Here is a 14,325-nt window from a genome sequence, read left to right as displayed (position 1 = left end):
GTAGTGCGCAAGTGTCAACCCCTTGTTGGCGGGAGGGGTGCATTGCTTATCGTTGCTAATGACTTCAGACCCGGAAAACGGGTCGGGAGACACCCGAACTGAGAGCACCAACGATGGCTGCCTGCCGAACATGCGGGCTGAATGGGATGACACGATGACGACTCTCGAAGTGACCAGCGACCCGGTACGCGACTACCTCAACTCGATCGGCCGGACACGGCTTCTGACCGCCGACGAGGAAGTCTCCTTGGCCAAGCGGATCGAGGTGGGAGTGCTCGCCGGTGAGCGGCTCGCCATCCGTCCCGGCCTCACCCCGCGCGAGAAGCGCGAACTCCAGTACCTCGCCGATGACGGCAAGCGCGCCTTCGAGCGCTTCATCGAGGCGAACCTGCGCCTCGTGGTGAGCATCGCGAAGCGTTATGCCGGTCGCGGCCTCCCCGTCATGGACCTTATCCAGGAGGGCAACCTCGGCCTGGTGCGTGCGGTCGAGAAGTTCGACTACCGCACCGGCAACAAGTTCTCCACGTACGCGACCTGGTGGATCCGCCAGTCGATCCTGCGCGGCATCGCCGACACGGCACGCCTGATCCGCATCCCGGTGCACACCGTGGAGAAGATCGACAAGCTGGACCGCATCCGCCGCGACCTCGGCGGCGAGCTGGGCCGCACGCCCACGCTGGAGGAGATGGCGGAGGCGTCGAACCTGCTCCCGGCCGAGGTGCACAAGCTGCAGATGAGCGACTCGGAGACCGTCTCCCTGGCCGTGCCGGTCGGTGAGAACGAGGGCGCCGAGCTGGGCGACCTGATCGAGGACGACGACTTCCCAGGCCCGCCGGAGGCCGTGGAGATGGAGTTCCGTCACCGCGACCTGGAGGACCGCCTCCGTGAGCTCCCGCCGCGCGATGCCAAGGTGGTGCGGATGCGCTTCGGGCTCGACGGACAGAAGCCGATGACGCTGGATGAGGTCGGCGAGGTGTACGGGATCACGCGCGAGCGCGTCCGTCAGCTCGAGACCCGCAGCCTGAAGCGCCTGCGCTGCCCGGAGCTGCTCGAGTACCTGCGCTGAGCCCGGCTCGTACCGACACGGAAAACCCCGTACCGATCAGGCGCGGGGTCTTTCCCGTTGCGGCACTCGGTTGCCGACGTGGGTGCAGTGCGTCTGTCGCCGTCAGCGGCCGGGAGGGGCGTCTGCGTCGACCTCGTCGGCGCCGAGCGCGCCGATCTCCTCGGTCAGCTGCAGCCCTTGCGCGCTGTTCGACGACAGCGTCAGCTGTTCGAGCCAGGCCTTGTTGATGCGGGGCCCGCGGCCTCCGCTGTAGCGGAACAGCAGCGGGATGGCCGGGTCGATCCAGATCGCGCTGCGCCCATCTCCGACGCTCTGCTCGTCGCGCCACGAGAAGAAGAAACCTTCCTTGCGGCGGAGCTTCAGCCCGATCACGATCTGCAGGTGCGCCAGGACGCGGTCCTCGAAACCGATCTCGGTGGTCCCGCCGTAGATGAGCTTGCCCATCTGAAAAAAATACATGACGAACGGGGAACCTTAGACCGACGTTCGTTCGGCGAACATCGGACGCCGAACATCCGGACTGCGGATGCGGGCGTACGCTCAGCGCCATGAGCCCCTCGCGCATCCTGGTCACCGGAGCCACCGGCTACATCGGAGGCCGTCTGGTCCCACGACTGCTGGCGCGCGGGCACGCCGTCCGCGTGCTCGTGCGTTCTCCGCAGAAGCTGACCGACGTGCCCTGGGCAGCCCAAGTGGAGGTGGTGGAGGGCGACCTCCACGACTCCGCGGCGGTGGAGCAGGCGATGGTGGATGTGGACGTCGTCTACTACCTCGTGCACTCCATGCGGGCGCGCGGGGACTTCGACGAGGAGGAGTCGGCGGCGGCGCGCACGGTCGCGTCGGCGGCGCGTGCGGCCGGCGTCGGCCGCATCGTCTACCTGGGGGCGCTCCATCCCGACGGCGAGCTCTCCCGCCACCTGCGCTCCCGGGTCGCGGTCGGGCGCATCCTGCTCGAGTCCGGCGTGCCCACCGTCGTACTGCAGGCCGGCGTCGTGATCGGCTCGGGGTCCGCGTCGTTCGAGATGATCCGCCACCTCACCGAGGTGCTGCCGTACATGCCAGCGCCGCGCTGGGTGCGGAACCGCATCCAGCCGATCGCGATCCGGGACGTGCTGCACTACCTGCTCGCTGCGGCGGACCTCCCCGCCGACGTGTCGCGCGCCTTCGATATCGGCGGCCCCGACATCCTGCGCTACGGGCAGATGATGAACGCGTACGCCCTCGAAGCCGGGCTGCCGCAGCGTCCCATCGCTTCGCTCCCCGTGTTCACTCCGTGGCTCGCGTCGCAGTGGGTGAACCTGGTGACGCCCATCCCGCGCAGCCTGGCGGTGCCGATCATCGAGTCGCTGCAGTACGACTGCGTGATGCGCGACCACGATATCGACGCCGTGATCCCGCCGCCTCCTGAGGGGCTGACCGGGTACCGCCGCTCGGTGCGGCTAGCGCTGGCCCGCGAGCGGTCGGGCGAGGTGGAGACGAGTTGGCAGGACGCGTCCGTCGCGGGAGCGCCGAGCGATCCGCTCCCGAGCGACCCGGAGTGGTCGGGCCACACCGTCTACACCGATCTGCGCGAGCGCGACTCGTCGGCCGATCCGGAGATGCTGTGGCGCGTGGTGGAGGGGATCGGGGGCGAGCGCGGCTGGTACTCGTTCCCGCTCGCGTGGGCGCTGCGCGGCTGGGCTGACAAGCTCGTCGGCGGGGTCGGGCTCCGCCGCGGCCGGCGTGACGCCGACCGCCTGAACACCGGCGACGCTCTCGACTGGTGGCGTGTCGAGCGGATCGAGCGGGGGAGGAGTCTGCGGCTCCGCGCTGAGATGCTCGTCCCCGGCCGGGCGTGGCTCGAACTCGCCGTTCGTCCGCGCGACGGCGGCGGATCCGAGTACCGTCAGCGCGCCGTGTTCTTCCCGCGCGGGCTGTCGGGACGGCTGTACTGGTTCGCGATCCTGCCGTTCCATGGCGTGATCTTCAACGGGATGGCGAACCGCATCGTGTACGAGGCCGAGCACCCGAAGGCGGCTAGTCAGCTGGCGCGACCTCTTGAGGGTCAGGATGGCCGCCAGGCATCGGAACCGCGGCCAGCGTCGTCGCGCTGAGCTCCTGGAGGAACCGCGTGACGGTGTCGCGGTCATTGGGGCTGAGCGCCCGGACCACCTCGAACCGGCGCGCGTGCTGCAGTCCCATGGTCCGCCGCACTTCGCGATGGGTCTCCGGGGTGATCTCGACCGTCACCGCGCGGCGGTCGGTGGGATGCGGTCGGCGGACGACGTGCCCGGCCCGCTCCAGCCGGTCCAGCAGCTTGGTGGTGGAGGCGGTGGAGATGTGGAGGTGGTCTGACAGTGCGCCGGCGGTGACCGGCACGTCCGCGTTCATCGAGGCGATGATGTACCGCAGAGCGCGCATGTCGGTCTCGTTGAGCTTCATGTGCGTGCGGGATTCGAAGCTGAGCCGCTGGTCGGCCTCACGCCACTCGCGCATCGCGCCGAGGAGCCGGACGATCTGTGTCAGTTCGTCTTCGCTGAGGTCGTCGTGGCGGACCAGTTCCTGCCGCGGATCGATGATCCGGGGATCGGTGAGGGACTCTGAGATCCGGCGCGCGTTGCGTCGCGCGTCGTCTCGAGCCGAAGTCATGCCGACATCCTATTCCCATTCGTAAGATGCGTGCTAGGTTATTTGCTACCCAAGCTAGACAAGGGAGCGCCGGTATGACGCAACTGCACTCCGAGACACGGAATCCTGTCGAGCACGGCTCCGGCAGCGCTGCCCGTCGCACGAACGACCTCGAGCCCGACCTCGCCGCGGTCGACGCCCGCCTGAACGGGTACTTCGCCGACCGGATCTCGGCGGCCTCCGCCTTCGGCCCGTCGTACCGGCGGCTCTGGGAGAGCGCACGCGATGCCGCCGAGGGCGGGAAGCGCATCCGTCCGCGTTTCGTCCTGACCGCCTACCGCGGGCTGGGCGGAACCGACCACGACGCCGCCTTCACCGCTGCGGTCGCGTACGAGCTCCTGCACACCGCCTTCCTGCTCCACGACGACGTCATCGACGGCGACACCGTTCGCCGCGGCCGGCCGAACGTCGCGGGCGCATTCTCCGCCGACGCCCTGTCCCGCGGGGCCGACAGCGGACGCGGCCGGCGCTGGGGGGAGGCGGGCGCAATCCTCGCCGGCGACCTGCTGCTCCACGCCGCCTCCTCGACGCTGGCCCGCGTGCCGGTGGACGAGTGGACGCGCGAGCGCCTCCTCGAGATCCTCGACCACGGCGTCTTCGTCACGGCAGCCGGGGAACTGGCGGATGTCGCGCTCGCCGAACGGCTCGGGCCCGACACCCCCGCGCTCGAAGACGTCCTGGCGATGACCGAGCACAAGACCGCCGCCTACTCCGTGTCCGGCCCGCTGATGACCGGCGCGCTCCTGGCGGGAGGCGGTGAGGACGTGCTCACCACCCTGGCCGAGTACGGCCGGCTCGTCGGCATCGCGTTCCAGCTCGGAGACGACCTCCTCGGGGTGTTCGGCAGTGAGGACGTCACCGGCAAGAGCATCGTGAGCGACCTGCGGCAGGGCAAGGAGACCTCCCTGATCGCCTATGCCCGCGGCACCGCCCTCTGGGAAGACGTCGTGCCCTCCCTCGGCTGCGGCGACCTCTCGCTGCACGAGGCGGCCCGGCTGGCCGAGGTGCTCGAGGAGTGCGGCGCCCGGCGCTTCGTCGAGCGACTCCTCGCCCAGCATGTCGAGCGTGCGATCGCCCTGCTCGACAGCCCGTCCATCCCGTCGGCCCTATCGGAACCGCTGTCCGACGTGGCACGCTCGTGTATCGGGAGGATCGCATGACACGCGCACCGGAGGCCCCCATCGGCACACCGCCGACCGACCTCGCCACCTACACCGGTGCCGCGCATGCCGGCGCAGCCACCATCATCCACGCCTACTCGACGTCGTTCGGGATGGCGACCCGCCTGCTCGGGCAGCGCGTCCGCCCGCAGGTGGAGGACGTCTACGCCCTGGTCCGCATCGCCGATGAGATCGTCGATGGCGCAGCAGCCGAAGCGGGTCTGAGCCTCCCCGACCAGCGTGAACTCCTCGATGCCCTGGAGGCGGACACCGAGCGCGCCATGCGCACCGGCTACAGCGCCAACGTCGTCGTGCACTCGTTCGCGGTGACCGCGCGTACAGCTGGCATCGGGGTCGAGCTGACGCGTCCCTTCTTCAGCTCCATGCGCCGGGATCTGAGCCCCGTCGACTTCTCGGCCGATGAGCTGCGGGACTACGTGTACGGCTCGGCCGAGGTGATCGGGCTGATGTGCCTGAAGGTCTTCCTCGCCGACTCGCCGGTCGACGCCGACACGCGCCGGCGCCTCGAGGCGGGGGCGCGGAGGCTGGGCTCCGCCTTCCAGAAGATCAACTTCCTGCGCGACCTCGCCGTCGACTGGACGGAACTCGGCCGCAGCTACTTCCCTGGGATCGACCCGACCCACCTCACCGAGCGGCAGAAGCTCGCCCTGGTCGTCGACATCGACTGCGACCTCGGCGCGGCCGCCGATGCCATCCCGGACCTGCCGGACAACTGCCGCCGCGCCATCACCGCGGCCCACGGGCTGTTCGCCGAGTTGAGCGACCGGATCCGGGAGACGCCCGCGACCGAGCTGTTGAGCCGGCGCGTCAGTGTCCCGACGCGGGTGAAGCTCGGCATCCTCGCGCGTGCCACGGTGGTGTCCGCTGTTCCCCGCGGCGCGGCGGCGGGGCGCACCGCCTCCATCGTCCCCGCGTCGGCGGCACGCCCGGAGCAGAAGCCATGACCGGCCGGCGCGTCGCCGTCATCGGCGGGGGCATCGCCGGTCTCGCGACGGCGGCACTGCTCGCACGCGAGGGCTACGCGGTCACGCTGTTGGAGCAGAAGCAGACGCTCGGCGGCCGTGCGGGCTCGTGGCAGCACGACGGCTTCCGCTTCGACACCGGCCCGTCGTGGTACCTGATGCCGGAGGTCTTCGACCACTTCTTCCGGCTGATGGGCACCTCAACGCAGGAGCAGCTCGACCTGGTGACGCTGGACCCCGGCTACCGCGTGTTCTCGGAGGACGGGCGGCCTCCGCTCGACGTGCGCGCCGACGGCGCCGGCAACCGGGCCATGTTCGAGCACGAGGAGCCGGGCGCCGCGGCCGCGCTCGACCGCTACCTCGCGGGTGCCGCCGAGACCTACCGGATGGCGGTGGACCGCTTCCTGTACAGCACCTTCGCCGACCTCCGGCCGTTGCTCGCGCCCGACCTGATCCGTCATCTGCCGCGCCTCGCCCGGCTGCTGTTGCAACCCCTCGACCGGTACGTCGCCGGCTTCGTCTCCGACAACCGGCTGCGGCAGATCCTCGGCTACCCGGCGGTGTTCCTCGGGACCTCGCCCGACCGGGCGCCCAGCATGTACCACCTGATGAGCCACCTCGACCTGGACGACGGCGTCCGCTACCCGCTCGGCGGCTTCGCCGAGTTGATCGACCGGATCGCCTCCCTGGCGGCCGGTGCCGGCGCGCACCTGGTCACGGGCGCGCGCGTCACCGCGATCCGCACCGCGGACGGCTCGCGACGACCGCACGCGGCCGGCGTGGAGTACCGGGATGCGGCGGGCCGTCTGCACATCGTGGACGCCGACATCGTGGTCTCGGCGGCCGACCTCCACCACACTGAGACTGCCTTGCTCCCGGAGTCGCTCCGCACGCACCCCGAGAAGGTCTGGGACCGCCGCGACCCGGGTCCGGGCGTCGTTCTCGCGATGCTCGGCGTGCGCGGGCGGCTGCCGCAGCTGACCCACCACAACCTGTTCTTCACCACGGACTGGGAGGCGAACTTCCAGACCATCTACGGGCCGGACCCCGGCATCCCGGACCCGGCGTCGCTCTACGTCTGCATGCCGAGCGAGACCGACCCGAACGTGGCGCCGGACAACCACGAGAACCTGTTCGTGCTGATCCCCGTGCCGGCCGACGTCTCGCTCGGCGCCGGAGGGGTCGACGGAGCGGGTGACCGGGCGATCGAGCGCGCGGCCGATGCGGCCATCGCCCAGATCTCCGCGTGGGCCGGCATCCCGGACCTCGCGGATCGCGTCGTCGTTCGCCGCACCGTCGGGCCCGAGGACTTCGCCACCGACCTGAACGCGTGGCGGGGCGGCGCACTCGGAGCGGCCCACATCCTGCGGCAGAGCGCGTTCTTCCGCCCGGGGAACGCGTCCAAGAAAGGCGACGGTCTGCTCTACGCCGGATCCTCCACGATCCCCGGCATCGGCCTGCCGATGTGCCTGATCAGCGCCGAACTCGTGGTGAAGCGCCTCCGTGGTGACGGAAGCGCGGGCCCGCTTCCCGAACCCCTCCCGGCCCCGCAGGCGGAGCGCGTGTCGTGAGCATCGTCTACCTGGCGTGCCTGCTGGTCGCGCTGGGGGCGATGGTGCTGCTCGACGCCCGGTTCCGGCTGGTGTTCTGGAGGGATGCGCGGCGCGCGACGATCGTGCTCGCGCTGGGGCTGGTGTTCTTTCTGGTCTGGGATGCCGCGGGCATCGTCCTGGGGGTCTTCGCTCGCGGTGGTTCCCGGTTCATGACCGGCATCGTGCTGGCGCCCGAGTTCCCGCTCGAGGAGGTGTTCTTCCTCCTCTTCCTCTGCTATCTGACCCTCGTGGTGCTGTTCGGCGGCCGTGCGGTGCTCGATCGCCGGGGGAGCGGCGCGCGCGGGCACGGGAGCGACGGATGACGTACGCGCTGCTCAGCCTCGTCTTCCTGGCCGTGGCCGTCGTCGTACTCGCGGTCGCCCTCATCCTGGCGCCCGACCGCGCCCGGCTGGTCCGTCGCTGGTGGGCTCCCACGCTGCTCGCCGCTCTGGTGGTGCTGGTGCTGACGGCGGTGTTCGACAACCTCATGATCGTCGCGGGATTCATGACCTACGCCGACGCGCACATCACCGGTGCCAAGCTGGTTCTCGTGCCGCTCGAAGACTTCAGCTATCCGCTCGCAGCGCTGGTGCTGCTCCCGGCCCTGTGGCTGCTCACGCGCCGCCGGGGGACGCGGGCGTGACCGCCGTGGTCCCGGCTCCGTTCCGGCAGCTGGTGCTGGTCTCGCGTCCGCTGAGCTGGATCAACACCGCCTTCCCGTTCGCCGCCGCCTATCTGCTCACGACCGGCCGCATCGACCTCACCTTCGTCGTCGGGACAGTGTTCTTCCTCATCCCGTACAACCTGGCGATGTACGGGATCAACGACGTCTTCGACTACGAGTCCGACCTCCGCAACCCGAGGAAGGGCGGAGCTGAGGGCGCGCTCCTGGACCGCTCGGCACATCGCCGCACGCTCGTGGCCGCCGTGGTCTCGACGGTCCCGTTCGTGGTCTACCTCGTGATCGTCGGCTCGCCGTTGTCGTGGCTGGTGCTCGCGTTCTCGCTGTTCGCGGTCGTGGCCTACTCGGCGAAAGGGCTGCGGTTCAAAGAGGTCCCCTTCCTCGACTCGGTCACATCCAGCGTCCACTTCGTGAGTCCGGCCTTGTACGGCCTCGTGCTCGCCGGAGCGGTGTTCACGCCCGGGCTCTGGCTGGTGCTGCTCGCGTTCTTCCTGTGGGGGATCGGCAGCCACGCGTTCGGAGCGGTTCAGGATGTGGTGCCCGACCGCGAGGCGGGGATCGCCTCCATCGCCACCGCCATCGGCGCAGCCGCCACCGTCCGGGTCGCCATCGCGGCGTGGGCGCTCGCCGGGGCGGCGATGCTGCTGACGCCGTGGCCGGGACCGCTCGCAGCCGTGCTCGCCCTCCCGTACATCGCGACGGCGGCCCCGTTCTGGTCGGTCACCGACGCGGGGGCGAGCGCCGCCAACCGCGGCTGGCGGCGCTTCTTGTGGATCAACTACGCCTGCGGCTTCCTGGTGACGCTCCTGCTCATCCTCTGGGCGGCGGTCCGGTAGGTCAGTTCGCCTCCCGCTTCGGGAGTTCCTGGAGCGTCCAGGCGTTCCCGTCCGGGTCGGTGAAGTCGACGAAGCGGCCCCACGCCAGGTCGTTCACCCCGGTGGCCTCGATGCCCTGCTCGGCGAGGTGCGCCAGCGCCTCGTCCGCGTTCGGTACCACGATCTGCAGGCCCTTCATCGTGCCAGGCGTCATGTCGGTGAGGCTCTCGCCGAACGCGATCGAGCACGCAGAACCGGGAGGCGTCACCTGCACGAACCGCAGGGTGGGGGAGACGCGCTGATCCATGTCGGCGTTCCAGCCGAGGCTGTCGACATAGAACGCCTTCGCCCGATCGACGTCGGTGACGGGGAGGATGATGAGCTCGACGCGCCAGTCGCTGATGGCCATGATGAGTGCCTTCCTGTTCGATTGACTCCACGCTACGACCGCATCCGGTCAGTTTCCGGCCGCAATGCGAATTCGGCGATTTTGCGGATCCGCGCGCTATCGTCGAATCCTCGACCGCCCACCAGACCCGAAAGCTTCAGCCAAGCGATGAGCGACTCACCGGCCTCGCCCACCCCCTACGAGGTGCTCGGCGTCCGCCCCGATGTGAGCACGGACGAACTGCGGCGCGCCTATCGGCGACTGCTGCGGGAGACGCATCCCGACACCGGCGGCACCGCAGCGGCGTTCCAGGCCGTGCAGCACGCGTGGGAACTGATCGGCGAGCCTGATGACCGAGCGCGCTACGACCGCGGCGAGAGCATCACGGTCGATGCCGTCGCCGGCGACTCGGCGGGCGGCGGCTTCAGCGCCACCTTTCACACCTCGCGCCCGGGTCCGGGCGGCGCGTCGGTCCGCGCGCGCAGCTACGGGCATCCCGGCGGCCGGTCGCGCGAGCGGTTCCTCGGCCTGATGCGCGAGTGGATGGGCCGGGGCACGGACGACCGCGACCCGTACGACCCTGCGCTCGTCCGCTCCGCCCCGCGCGAGATCCGTCAGCTGCTGGCGGAGGCGCTCGCCGAGGAGGCGACGGCCCGTGCCGTCACCGGGCTCGGCATCGGCTTCACGATCTGGAACGACGTGGCCGTGCATCCCTCGACCGACGCGAAGCTCGACCACATCGTGCTCGGGCCGGCCGGACTGTTCGCGATCCGCTCCGCCGATTGGGGCGGTGCCGTCAAGCTGGCCAAGGGCGAGATCGTCGGTGCCGGCATCGGACCGGATGAGGAACCCTTCCGCGATCTGTACCACGCGTCGAAGAGCTTCGGCCGTCAGGCGGGGGTGCGGTTCACCGGTCTGATCGTGGTCGTGCCGGACAACGACCTGGACGTCCCGTTCGACGTGGTCCGCCGTGGCCGGCTCACGGGTGCAATGGTGGTGCGCCGGTCGCTCCTGCCGCGCGTCCTCCGCGATGGGGCGAACGCCGCCGGGCGTGAGAGCGTCGATCGCGCGTTCGAGCTGCGGACGCGGTTGCAGGAAGCCGTGCGGTTCGTCTGAGCCGATGTTCTCCGCAGGGTGGCGACGCTCTAGACACCGGGCGCGCAACGCGAGCAGAGTGGACGCCATGGTCACCCCACTCGAAATCTTCAGCGGCTTCAGCGTCGACGACATCCCCGCGGCGAAAGCCTTCTACGGCGAGACGCTCGGCTTGCGCATCTCGGACGGCCCCATGGGCAATCTCGACCTCGAACTGCCCGCCGGCGGTCACGTGTTCATCTACCCGAAGGAGGACCACACGCCCGCGACGTTCACCATTCTGAATCTCGTCGTCGACGACATCGATGCGGCTGTCGACGAGCTGAACGCGAAGGGCGTGGTCACCGCCATCTACGACGATCCGCAGCTGCCGACGGACGAGAAGGGTGTGCTGCGGGGCCGATCGGTCGACCGGGGCCCGGACATCGCGTGGTTCCGCGACCCGGCAGGCAACGTGCTGTCGGTCCTGCAAGACTGAGGGCTCGCTCAGGCGAGCGGCTCGTCGTCGCTGTCGAGGTCGTCCAGATCCCACGTGATGGTCTCGTCGACCGGCAGGTCGGCAGTCGAGCGCGGGATGGTCGCCACGAGCTGGTAGGTCGCCTCGACCGGCCAGCCCCGGTCGTCGGCCAGCTCGAAGACCTCGAACGCTGACGTGCCCTCGAACTCCGCCGGCACGCGGACGCGGCTCGGCGGCACGTCCACCTCGGCGAGCAGCGTCAGCGCGTACGGCGGCTCCCCGTCACCGCGGAGGAGTACCGCACGGAAAGTCCGCGACCCGGAATTCGACACGCCCACACGTTAGGCGCGTCCTGGGCGGAGTTCGAGTGCGACACAGAAGACGCACAGGAGGCAGACGATCCGGCTCAGACCTAGGATGTGGTCGTGGAGCCGTTCATCATCTGCCTGTGGATCCTGGTCGTCGCGTGTCTGGGCACCTGGGTGCTCTCCCTCGTCACGAAGGAGCACTCCTGGGTCGACCGCATCTGGTCGATCGTCCCCGTCGTCTACATCTGGGTGTTCGCCGGTGCCGCCGGCCTCGCGGACGCACGGCTCGATCTCATCGCCGTTCTGGTCACTCTGTGGGGCGCGCGGCTCACCTTCAACTTCGCGCGCAAGGGCGGCTACGCTCCGGGCGGCGAGGACTACCGGTGGGAGGTGCTCCGCGGGCGGATGGGCGCCGGGGCGTTCCAGCTCTTCAACCTGTTCTTCATCGTCATCTACCAGAATGTCCTGCTGCTCCTGATAACGCTGCCCGCCTGGACGGCCTACCAGCACCGGACACCGCTCAACGCGCTGGACATCATCCTGGCGGCGGTGTTCCTGGCCTTCCTGACGGGCGAGACGATCGCCGACCAGCAGCAGTGGCGCTTCCACGAGTGGAAGAAGCAGGAGACCGCAGCGGGCCGTCAGCCCTCGCCGAAGTTCCTGCAGTCCGGGCTGTTCCGCTTCTCCCGGCACCCCAACTTCTTCTTCGAGCAGGCGCAGTGGTGGGTGGTGTTCCTGTTCGGCTGTGTGGCCGCGGGCTCGCTCCTGCAGTGGACCGTCCTCGGCCCGCTGCTCCTGACCGGGCTGTTCATCGGGTCCACCGTGTTCACGGAGAGCATCTCCCGCGCCCGCTACCCGGAGTACGCCGAGTATCAGACCCGCACGTCACCCGTGGTGCCGTGGTTCCCAGGCCGCGGGAACACGGCCCGCATATGGTCGGAGTCCAAGTAGTCGGCGACGCCGATCAGGATGAGGCTGAACACGATCTGCTCGGTCACCATCCACAGCGGGTACAGCCCGGGGATCGCGGCGATCACCAGCGTGACCACCGGGAAGATCTTCGCGAACAGCCGGAGGCGCGAGTACGCCCAGTAGTAGCCCCTCTGCGCGCGCCAGGCGAAGTAGAAGAGTGTCGCCGTCATGCCGAGCACGATCACCGAGCGCATCCACACCGGGAACGCCACGACGACGCCGTCACGGGTCAGGACGACCGCGACCACGACCGCGGAAAGCCCGATGACGAGCTCGGCGGCCAGAAGCCAGGTGATGACGGTGAACGCCCGGCGCGTCCGGGGATGGGTGCGACCGTCCTCGGGCACGGTATACGCGGCGTGACGGCCTCCCGCGATGCGGTCGAGCCGCGCGAGGAGAGTTTCCATGCAATCACGGTAACCCGGGCTACGGTGGGAATATGTCGTGCATCCGGTTCAACACCCCCGCTCAGCGTCAGGCGATGCGGAGCCACCGGCCGGCCATGCTCACCGCCGAAGAAGCAGCCGCACTGCACCCGGCGCCCGAGGTGACGGAGAGCAAGGTCCGCCGGTTGCGATTGTTGGCGACCGACCCGAACCCGAAGATCCGGGAGGCCGTTGCGAGCAGCTACAACACCCCGGAGGACCTCTTCCTGGCTCTCGCCAAGGACCCCGACGAGGGCGTGCGCGGCTGCGTCGCGAAGAACGAGGCGACCCCGTGCGACATTCTCCGGATGCTCGCCGACGACCGGTCGGAGACGGTGCGCGGCTGGGTGGCCGTCAACTACTTCGTGCCCACCGACGTCATGGAGAAGCTCGCCGGCGACCGCAGCCGCACGGTGCGCAGCCTGGTGAAGTGGAAGGCGTCGCTCGCCGACGAGCAGCAGCCGCTCCCGGTGGGCTGACGTGACCGGATCCGACCCGTCGCGCAGCGTCCCGCAGCAGGGGCCGTCCAGCGTGCGCGTCGACTCCTGGGCGTGGGCGGTGCGGCTGTTCAAGACGCGCTCGGCCGCGTCCGACGCGTGCAAGGCCGGCCATCTGAAGGTCAACGGCGACCGTGCGAAGCCCGCGCAGCCGGTGAAGGTGGGGGATGAGGTGCGCGCCTTCGCGGGCGGCACGGAGCACATCTACATCGCCCGCCGCCTGATCGTGAAGCGCGTCAGCGCGGCCGTCGCCGCCGACTGCTTCGAAGACCGCACACCTCCGCCCGCGCCGCGCACGGAGACGCCGGCGACAGTCACCCGGGAGCGCGGCGCCGGACGCCCGACCAAGCGGGAGCGGCGGATGCTCGACCACCTCCGGGGCCGCTGATGGCGCTCGCGCGCATCGGGATCTCGGGATGGACCTACGCACCCTGGCGCGGCGTCTTCTACCCTCCGAAGCTGCAGCACCGGCTGGAACTGGAGTACGCCTCCGAGCGGTTGGACTCGATCGAGATCAACGGCAGCTTCTACTCGCTGCAGCGCCCATCCAGCTACCGCACCTGGGCGGAGCACACCCCCGACGGGTTCGTGTTCAGCGTCAAGGGCGGCCGGTACATCACGCACATCCTGCGGCTGAGAAATGCGCGCCCGGCGCTCGCCAACTTCTTCGCCTCCGGCGTCCTCGCCCTGGGGCCGAAGCTCGGTCCGCTGCTGTGGCAGCTACCGCCGACCCTGCAGTTCGATGCGGAGTCGGTGGATGCGTTCCTCGGCATGCTGCCCCGCACCACGACCGAGGCCTCCGCGCTGGCGGGCGAGACGACGCTCGACGAGGACCGCACCCACACCGCGGCCGACGCCGACCGGCCGTTGCGTCACGCGGTCGAGGTGCGGCACGCATCCTTCGACGTCCCCGCCTTCACCGAGCTCGCCCGTACCCACGATGTCGCGATCGTGCTGGCCGACACCGCGGGCCGCTACCCGGTCATCCGGGAGTTGACGGCCGAGTTCGCGTATGTACGACTGCACGGCGACGAGGAACTGTACACGAGCGGCTACACCGACGAGTCGCTGGACCGGTGGGCGGCGGAGCTCGGCGGCTGGCTTGAACGCGGAATGGACGTCTACGCCTACTTCGACAACGATGTGAAGGTGCGGGCGCCCTACGACGCGATGGGGCTGCGCGACCGGCTCGCGGGCTGGACGCCGCGTCCTCACTAG

General features: G+C 69.8%; 19 protein-coding genes. 14 read left to right on the top strand and 5 right to left on the bottom strand.

Translation table 11 applies throughout. From position 1 onward, the window contains the following. Window positions 1-154: 154 nt before the first annotated feature. On the top strand, window positions 155-1,066 hold the full coding sequence (locus AB4Y74_RS10245) for a sigma-70 family RNA polymerase sigma factor (protein ID WP_441798979.1): 912 nt from the start codon (window positions 155-157) through the stop codon (window positions 1,064-1,066). A 102-nt stretch (window positions 1,067-1,168) separates the two neighbouring features. On the opposite strand, the gene AB4Y74_RS10240 is transcribed toward AB4Y74_RS10245, so the two are convergent. After that, a complete protein-coding gene (locus AB4Y74_RS10240; RefSeq protein ID WP_441798978.1) occupies window positions 1,169-1,510 on the bottom strand; it encodes a DUF7882 family protein in 342 nt (113 codons plus the stop codon). A 104-nt stretch (window positions 1,511-1,614) separates the two neighbouring features. Between AB4Y74_RS10240 and AB4Y74_RS10235 the strand changes: the two genes are divergently transcribed. Beyond that, window positions 1,615-3,159: an SDR family oxidoreductase gene (locus tag AB4Y74_RS10235; RefSeq protein WP_441798977.1), complete on the top strand. Its 1,545-nt coding sequence runs from the start codon at window positions 1,615-1,617 to the stop codon at window positions 3,157-3,159. Here AB4Y74_RS10235 and AB4Y74_RS10230 read toward each other — a convergent pair. Beyond that, window positions 3,083-3,694 (bottom strand): MarR family winged helix-turn-helix transcriptional regulator, encoded by a 612-nt coding sequence (locus tag AB4Y74_RS10230; RefSeq protein WP_441798976.1) that lies wholly within the window; start codon window positions 3,692-3,694, stop codon window positions 3,083-3,085. The genes AB4Y74_RS10235 and AB4Y74_RS10230 overlap by 77 nt on opposite strands. 74 nt (window positions 3,695-3,768) lie before the next feature. On the opposite strand from AB4Y74_RS10230, the gene AB4Y74_RS10225 reads away from it, so the two are divergent. Genes AB4Y74_RS10225 through AB4Y74_RS10200 form a run of 6 tightly spaced genes read left to right on the top strand, consistent with a single transcriptional unit; the run spans window position 3,769 to window position 8,986 of the window. Continuing rightward, window positions 3,769-4,893 (top strand): polyprenyl synthetase family protein, encoded by a 1,125-nt coding sequence (locus tag AB4Y74_RS10225; RefSeq protein WP_441798975.1) that lies wholly within the window; start codon window positions 3,769-3,771, stop codon window positions 4,891-4,893. Next, window positions 4,890-5,858: a phytoene/squalene synthase family protein gene (locus AB4Y74_RS10220; protein ID WP_441798974.1), complete on the top strand. Its 969-nt coding sequence runs from the start codon at window positions 4,890-4,892 to the stop codon at window positions 5,856-5,858. Before AB4Y74_RS10225 ends, AB4Y74_RS10220 begins: the two co-directional genes overlap by 4 nt. Further along, window positions 5,855-7,447: a phytoene desaturase family protein gene (crtI, locus tag AB4Y74_RS10215; protein WP_441798973.1), complete on the top strand. Its 1,593-nt coding sequence runs from the start codon at window positions 5,855-5,857 to the stop codon at window positions 7,445-7,447. Before AB4Y74_RS10220 ends, crtI begins: the two co-directional genes overlap by 4 nt. Beyond that, the gene (locus AB4Y74_RS10210; RefSeq protein ID WP_441798972.1) at window positions 7,444-7,791 is read left to right on the top strand and encodes a lycopene cyclase domain-containing protein; all 348 of its coding nucleotides are present in this window, start codon (window positions 7,444-7,446) and stop codon (window positions 7,789-7,791) included. The genes crtI and AB4Y74_RS10210 overlap by 4 nt, the downstream gene beginning before the upstream one ends. After that, window positions 7,788-8,111: a lycopene cyclase domain-containing protein gene (locus AB4Y74_RS10205; protein WP_441798971.1), complete on the top strand. Its 324-nt coding sequence runs from the start codon at window positions 7,788-7,790 to the stop codon at window positions 8,109-8,111. The genes AB4Y74_RS10210 and AB4Y74_RS10205 overlap by 4 nt, the downstream gene beginning before the upstream one ends. Further along, the gene (locus AB4Y74_RS10200; RefSeq protein WP_441798970.1) at window positions 8,108-8,986 is read left to right on the top strand and encodes a prenyltransferase; all 879 of its coding nucleotides are present in this window, start codon (window positions 8,108-8,110) and stop codon (window positions 8,984-8,986) included. Before AB4Y74_RS10205 ends, AB4Y74_RS10200 begins: the two co-directional genes overlap by 4 nt. A 1-nt stretch (window position 8,987) precedes the next feature. Here AB4Y74_RS10200 and AB4Y74_RS10195 read toward each other — a convergent pair whose 3' ends face one another. After that, window positions 8,988-9,374 carry a glyoxalase superfamily protein gene (locus AB4Y74_RS10195; protein ID WP_441798969.1) on the bottom strand — a complete coding sequence of 129 codons (387 nt, stop codon included), beginning with the start codon at window positions 9,372-9,374 and terminating at the stop codon, window positions 8,988-8,990. Window positions 9,375-9,521: 147 nt separating this feature from the next. Here AB4Y74_RS10195 and AB4Y74_RS10190 point away from each other — a divergent pair, with 147 nt between their 5' ends. Continuing rightward, window positions 9,522-10,469, top strand: coding sequence for a J domain-containing protein (locus AB4Y74_RS10190; RefSeq protein WP_441798968.1), 948 nt, complete (start codon window positions 9,522-9,524; stop codon window positions 10,467-10,469). A 67-nt stretch (window positions 10,470-10,536) separates the two neighbouring features. Next, entirely contained in the window at window positions 10,537-10,926 is a 390-nt protein-coding gene (locus tag AB4Y74_RS10185; protein WP_441798967.1) for a VOC family protein, read from the top strand. Window positions 10,927-10,934: 8 nt separating this feature from the next. Here AB4Y74_RS10185 and AB4Y74_RS10180 read toward each other — a convergent pair whose 3' ends face one another. After that, entirely contained in the window at window positions 10,935-11,237 is a 303-nt protein-coding gene (locus AB4Y74_RS10180) for a hypothetical protein (protein WP_441798966.1), read from the bottom strand. A gap of 93 nt (window positions 11,238-11,330) precedes the next feature. On the opposite strand from AB4Y74_RS10180, the gene AB4Y74_RS10175 reads away from it, so the two are divergent. After that, on the top strand, window positions 11,331-12,164 hold the full coding sequence (locus AB4Y74_RS10175) for a DUF1295 domain-containing protein (protein ID WP_441798965.1): 834 nt from the start codon (window positions 11,331-11,333) through the stop codon (window positions 12,162-12,164). On the opposite strand, the gene AB4Y74_RS10170 is transcribed toward AB4Y74_RS10175, so the two are convergent. Next, window positions 12,086-12,592: a hypothetical protein gene (locus tag AB4Y74_RS10170; protein ID WP_441798964.1), complete on the bottom strand. Its 507-nt coding sequence runs from the start codon at window positions 12,590-12,592 to the stop codon at window positions 12,086-12,088. The two genes, AB4Y74_RS10175 and AB4Y74_RS10170, sit on opposite strands and share 79 nt — an antisense overlap. A gap of 32 nt (window positions 12,593-12,624) precedes the next feature. Between AB4Y74_RS10170 and AB4Y74_RS10165 the strand changes: the two genes are divergently transcribed. Genes AB4Y74_RS10165 through AB4Y74_RS10155 form a run of 3 tightly spaced genes read left to right on the top strand, consistent with a single transcriptional unit; the run spans window position 12,625 to window position 14,325 of the window. After that, window positions 12,625-13,089 (top strand): HEAT repeat domain-containing protein, encoded by a 465-nt coding sequence (locus AB4Y74_RS10165; RefSeq protein WP_441798963.1) that lies wholly within the window; start codon window positions 12,625-12,627, stop codon window positions 13,087-13,089. A 1-nt stretch (window position 13,090) separates the two neighbouring features. Further along, window positions 13,091-13,495: an RNA-binding S4 domain-containing protein gene (locus AB4Y74_RS10160; protein WP_441798962.1), complete on the top strand. Its 405-nt coding sequence runs from the start codon at window positions 13,091-13,093 to the stop codon at window positions 13,493-13,495. Next, the gene (locus AB4Y74_RS10155) at window positions 13,495-14,325 is read left to right on the top strand and encodes a DUF72 domain-containing protein (protein ID WP_441798961.1); all 831 of its coding nucleotides are present in this window, start codon (window positions 13,495-13,497) and stop codon (window positions 14,323-14,325) included. The genes AB4Y74_RS10160 and AB4Y74_RS10155 overlap by 1 nt, the downstream gene beginning before the upstream one ends.

Origin of the sequence: Leifsonia sp. RAF41, from assembly GCF_052114085.1 — a bacterium.
GTDB lineage: Bacteria > Actinomycetota > Actinomycetes > Actinomycetales > Microbacteriaceae > Leifsonia.
The sequence above is the reverse complement of the archived record's forward strand: the minus strand, read 5'-3'. Positions and strand labels throughout refer to the sequence as shown.

What these genes read in the sequence shown, in the direction of transcription:
- AB4Y74_RS10185 (WP_441798967.1), top strand. Translation starts at nt 10,537, where the DNA reads ATGGTCACCCCACTCGAAATCTTCAGCGGCTTCAGCGTCGACGACATC.
- AB4Y74_RS10220 (WP_441798974.1), top strand. Translation starts at nt 4,890, where the DNA reads ATGACACGCGCACCGGAGGCCCCCATCGGCACACCGCCGACCGACCTC.
- AB4Y74_RS10195 (WP_441798969.1), bottom strand. Translation starts at nt 9,374, where the DNA reads ATGGCCATCAGCGACTGGCGCGTCGAGCTCATCATCCTCCCCGTCACC.
- AB4Y74_RS10190 (WP_441798968.1), top strand. Translation starts at nt 9,522, where the DNA reads ATGAGCGACTCACCGGCCTCGCCCACCCCCTACGAGGTGCTCGGCGTC.
- AB4Y74_RS10170 (WP_441798964.1), bottom strand. Translation starts at nt 12,592, where the DNA reads ATGGAAACTCTCCTCGCGCGGCTCGACCGCATCGCGGGAGGCCGTCAC.
- AB4Y74_RS10230 (WP_441798976.1), bottom strand. Translation starts at nt 3,694, where the DNA reads ATGACTTCGGCTCGAGACGACGCGCGACGCAACGCGCGCCGGATCTCA.
- AB4Y74_RS10225 (WP_441798975.1), top strand. Translation starts at nt 3,769, where the DNA reads ATGACGCAACTGCACTCCGAGACACGGAATCCTGTCGAGCACGGCTCC.
- AB4Y74_RS10245 (WP_441798979.1), top strand. Translation starts at nt 155, where the DNA reads ATGACGACTCTCGAAGTGACCAGCGACCCGGTACGCGACTACCTCAAC.
- AB4Y74_RS10155 (WP_441798961.1), top strand. Translation starts at nt 13,495, where the DNA reads ATGGCGCTCGCGCGCATCGGGATCTCGGGATGGACCTACGCACCCTGG.
- AB4Y74_RS10165 (WP_441798963.1), top strand. Translation starts at nt 12,625, where the DNA reads ATGTCGTGCATCCGGTTCAACACCCCCGCTCAGCGTCAGGCGATGCGG.
- crtI (WP_441798973.1), top strand. Translation starts at nt 5,855, where the DNA reads ATGACCGGCCGGCGCGTCGCCGTCATCGGCGGGGGCATCGCCGGTCTC.
- AB4Y74_RS10240 (WP_441798978.1), bottom strand. Translation starts at nt 1,510, where the DNA reads ATGGGCAAGCTCATCTACGGCGGGACCACCGAGATCGGTTTCGAGGAC.
- AB4Y74_RS10205 (WP_441798971.1), top strand. Translation starts at nt 7,788, where the DNA reads ATGACGTACGCGCTGCTCAGCCTCGTCTTCCTGGCCGTGGCCGTCGTC.
- AB4Y74_RS10235 (WP_441798977.1), top strand. Translation starts at nt 1,615, where the DNA reads ATGAGCCCCTCGCGCATCCTGGTCACCGGAGCCACCGGCTACATCGGA.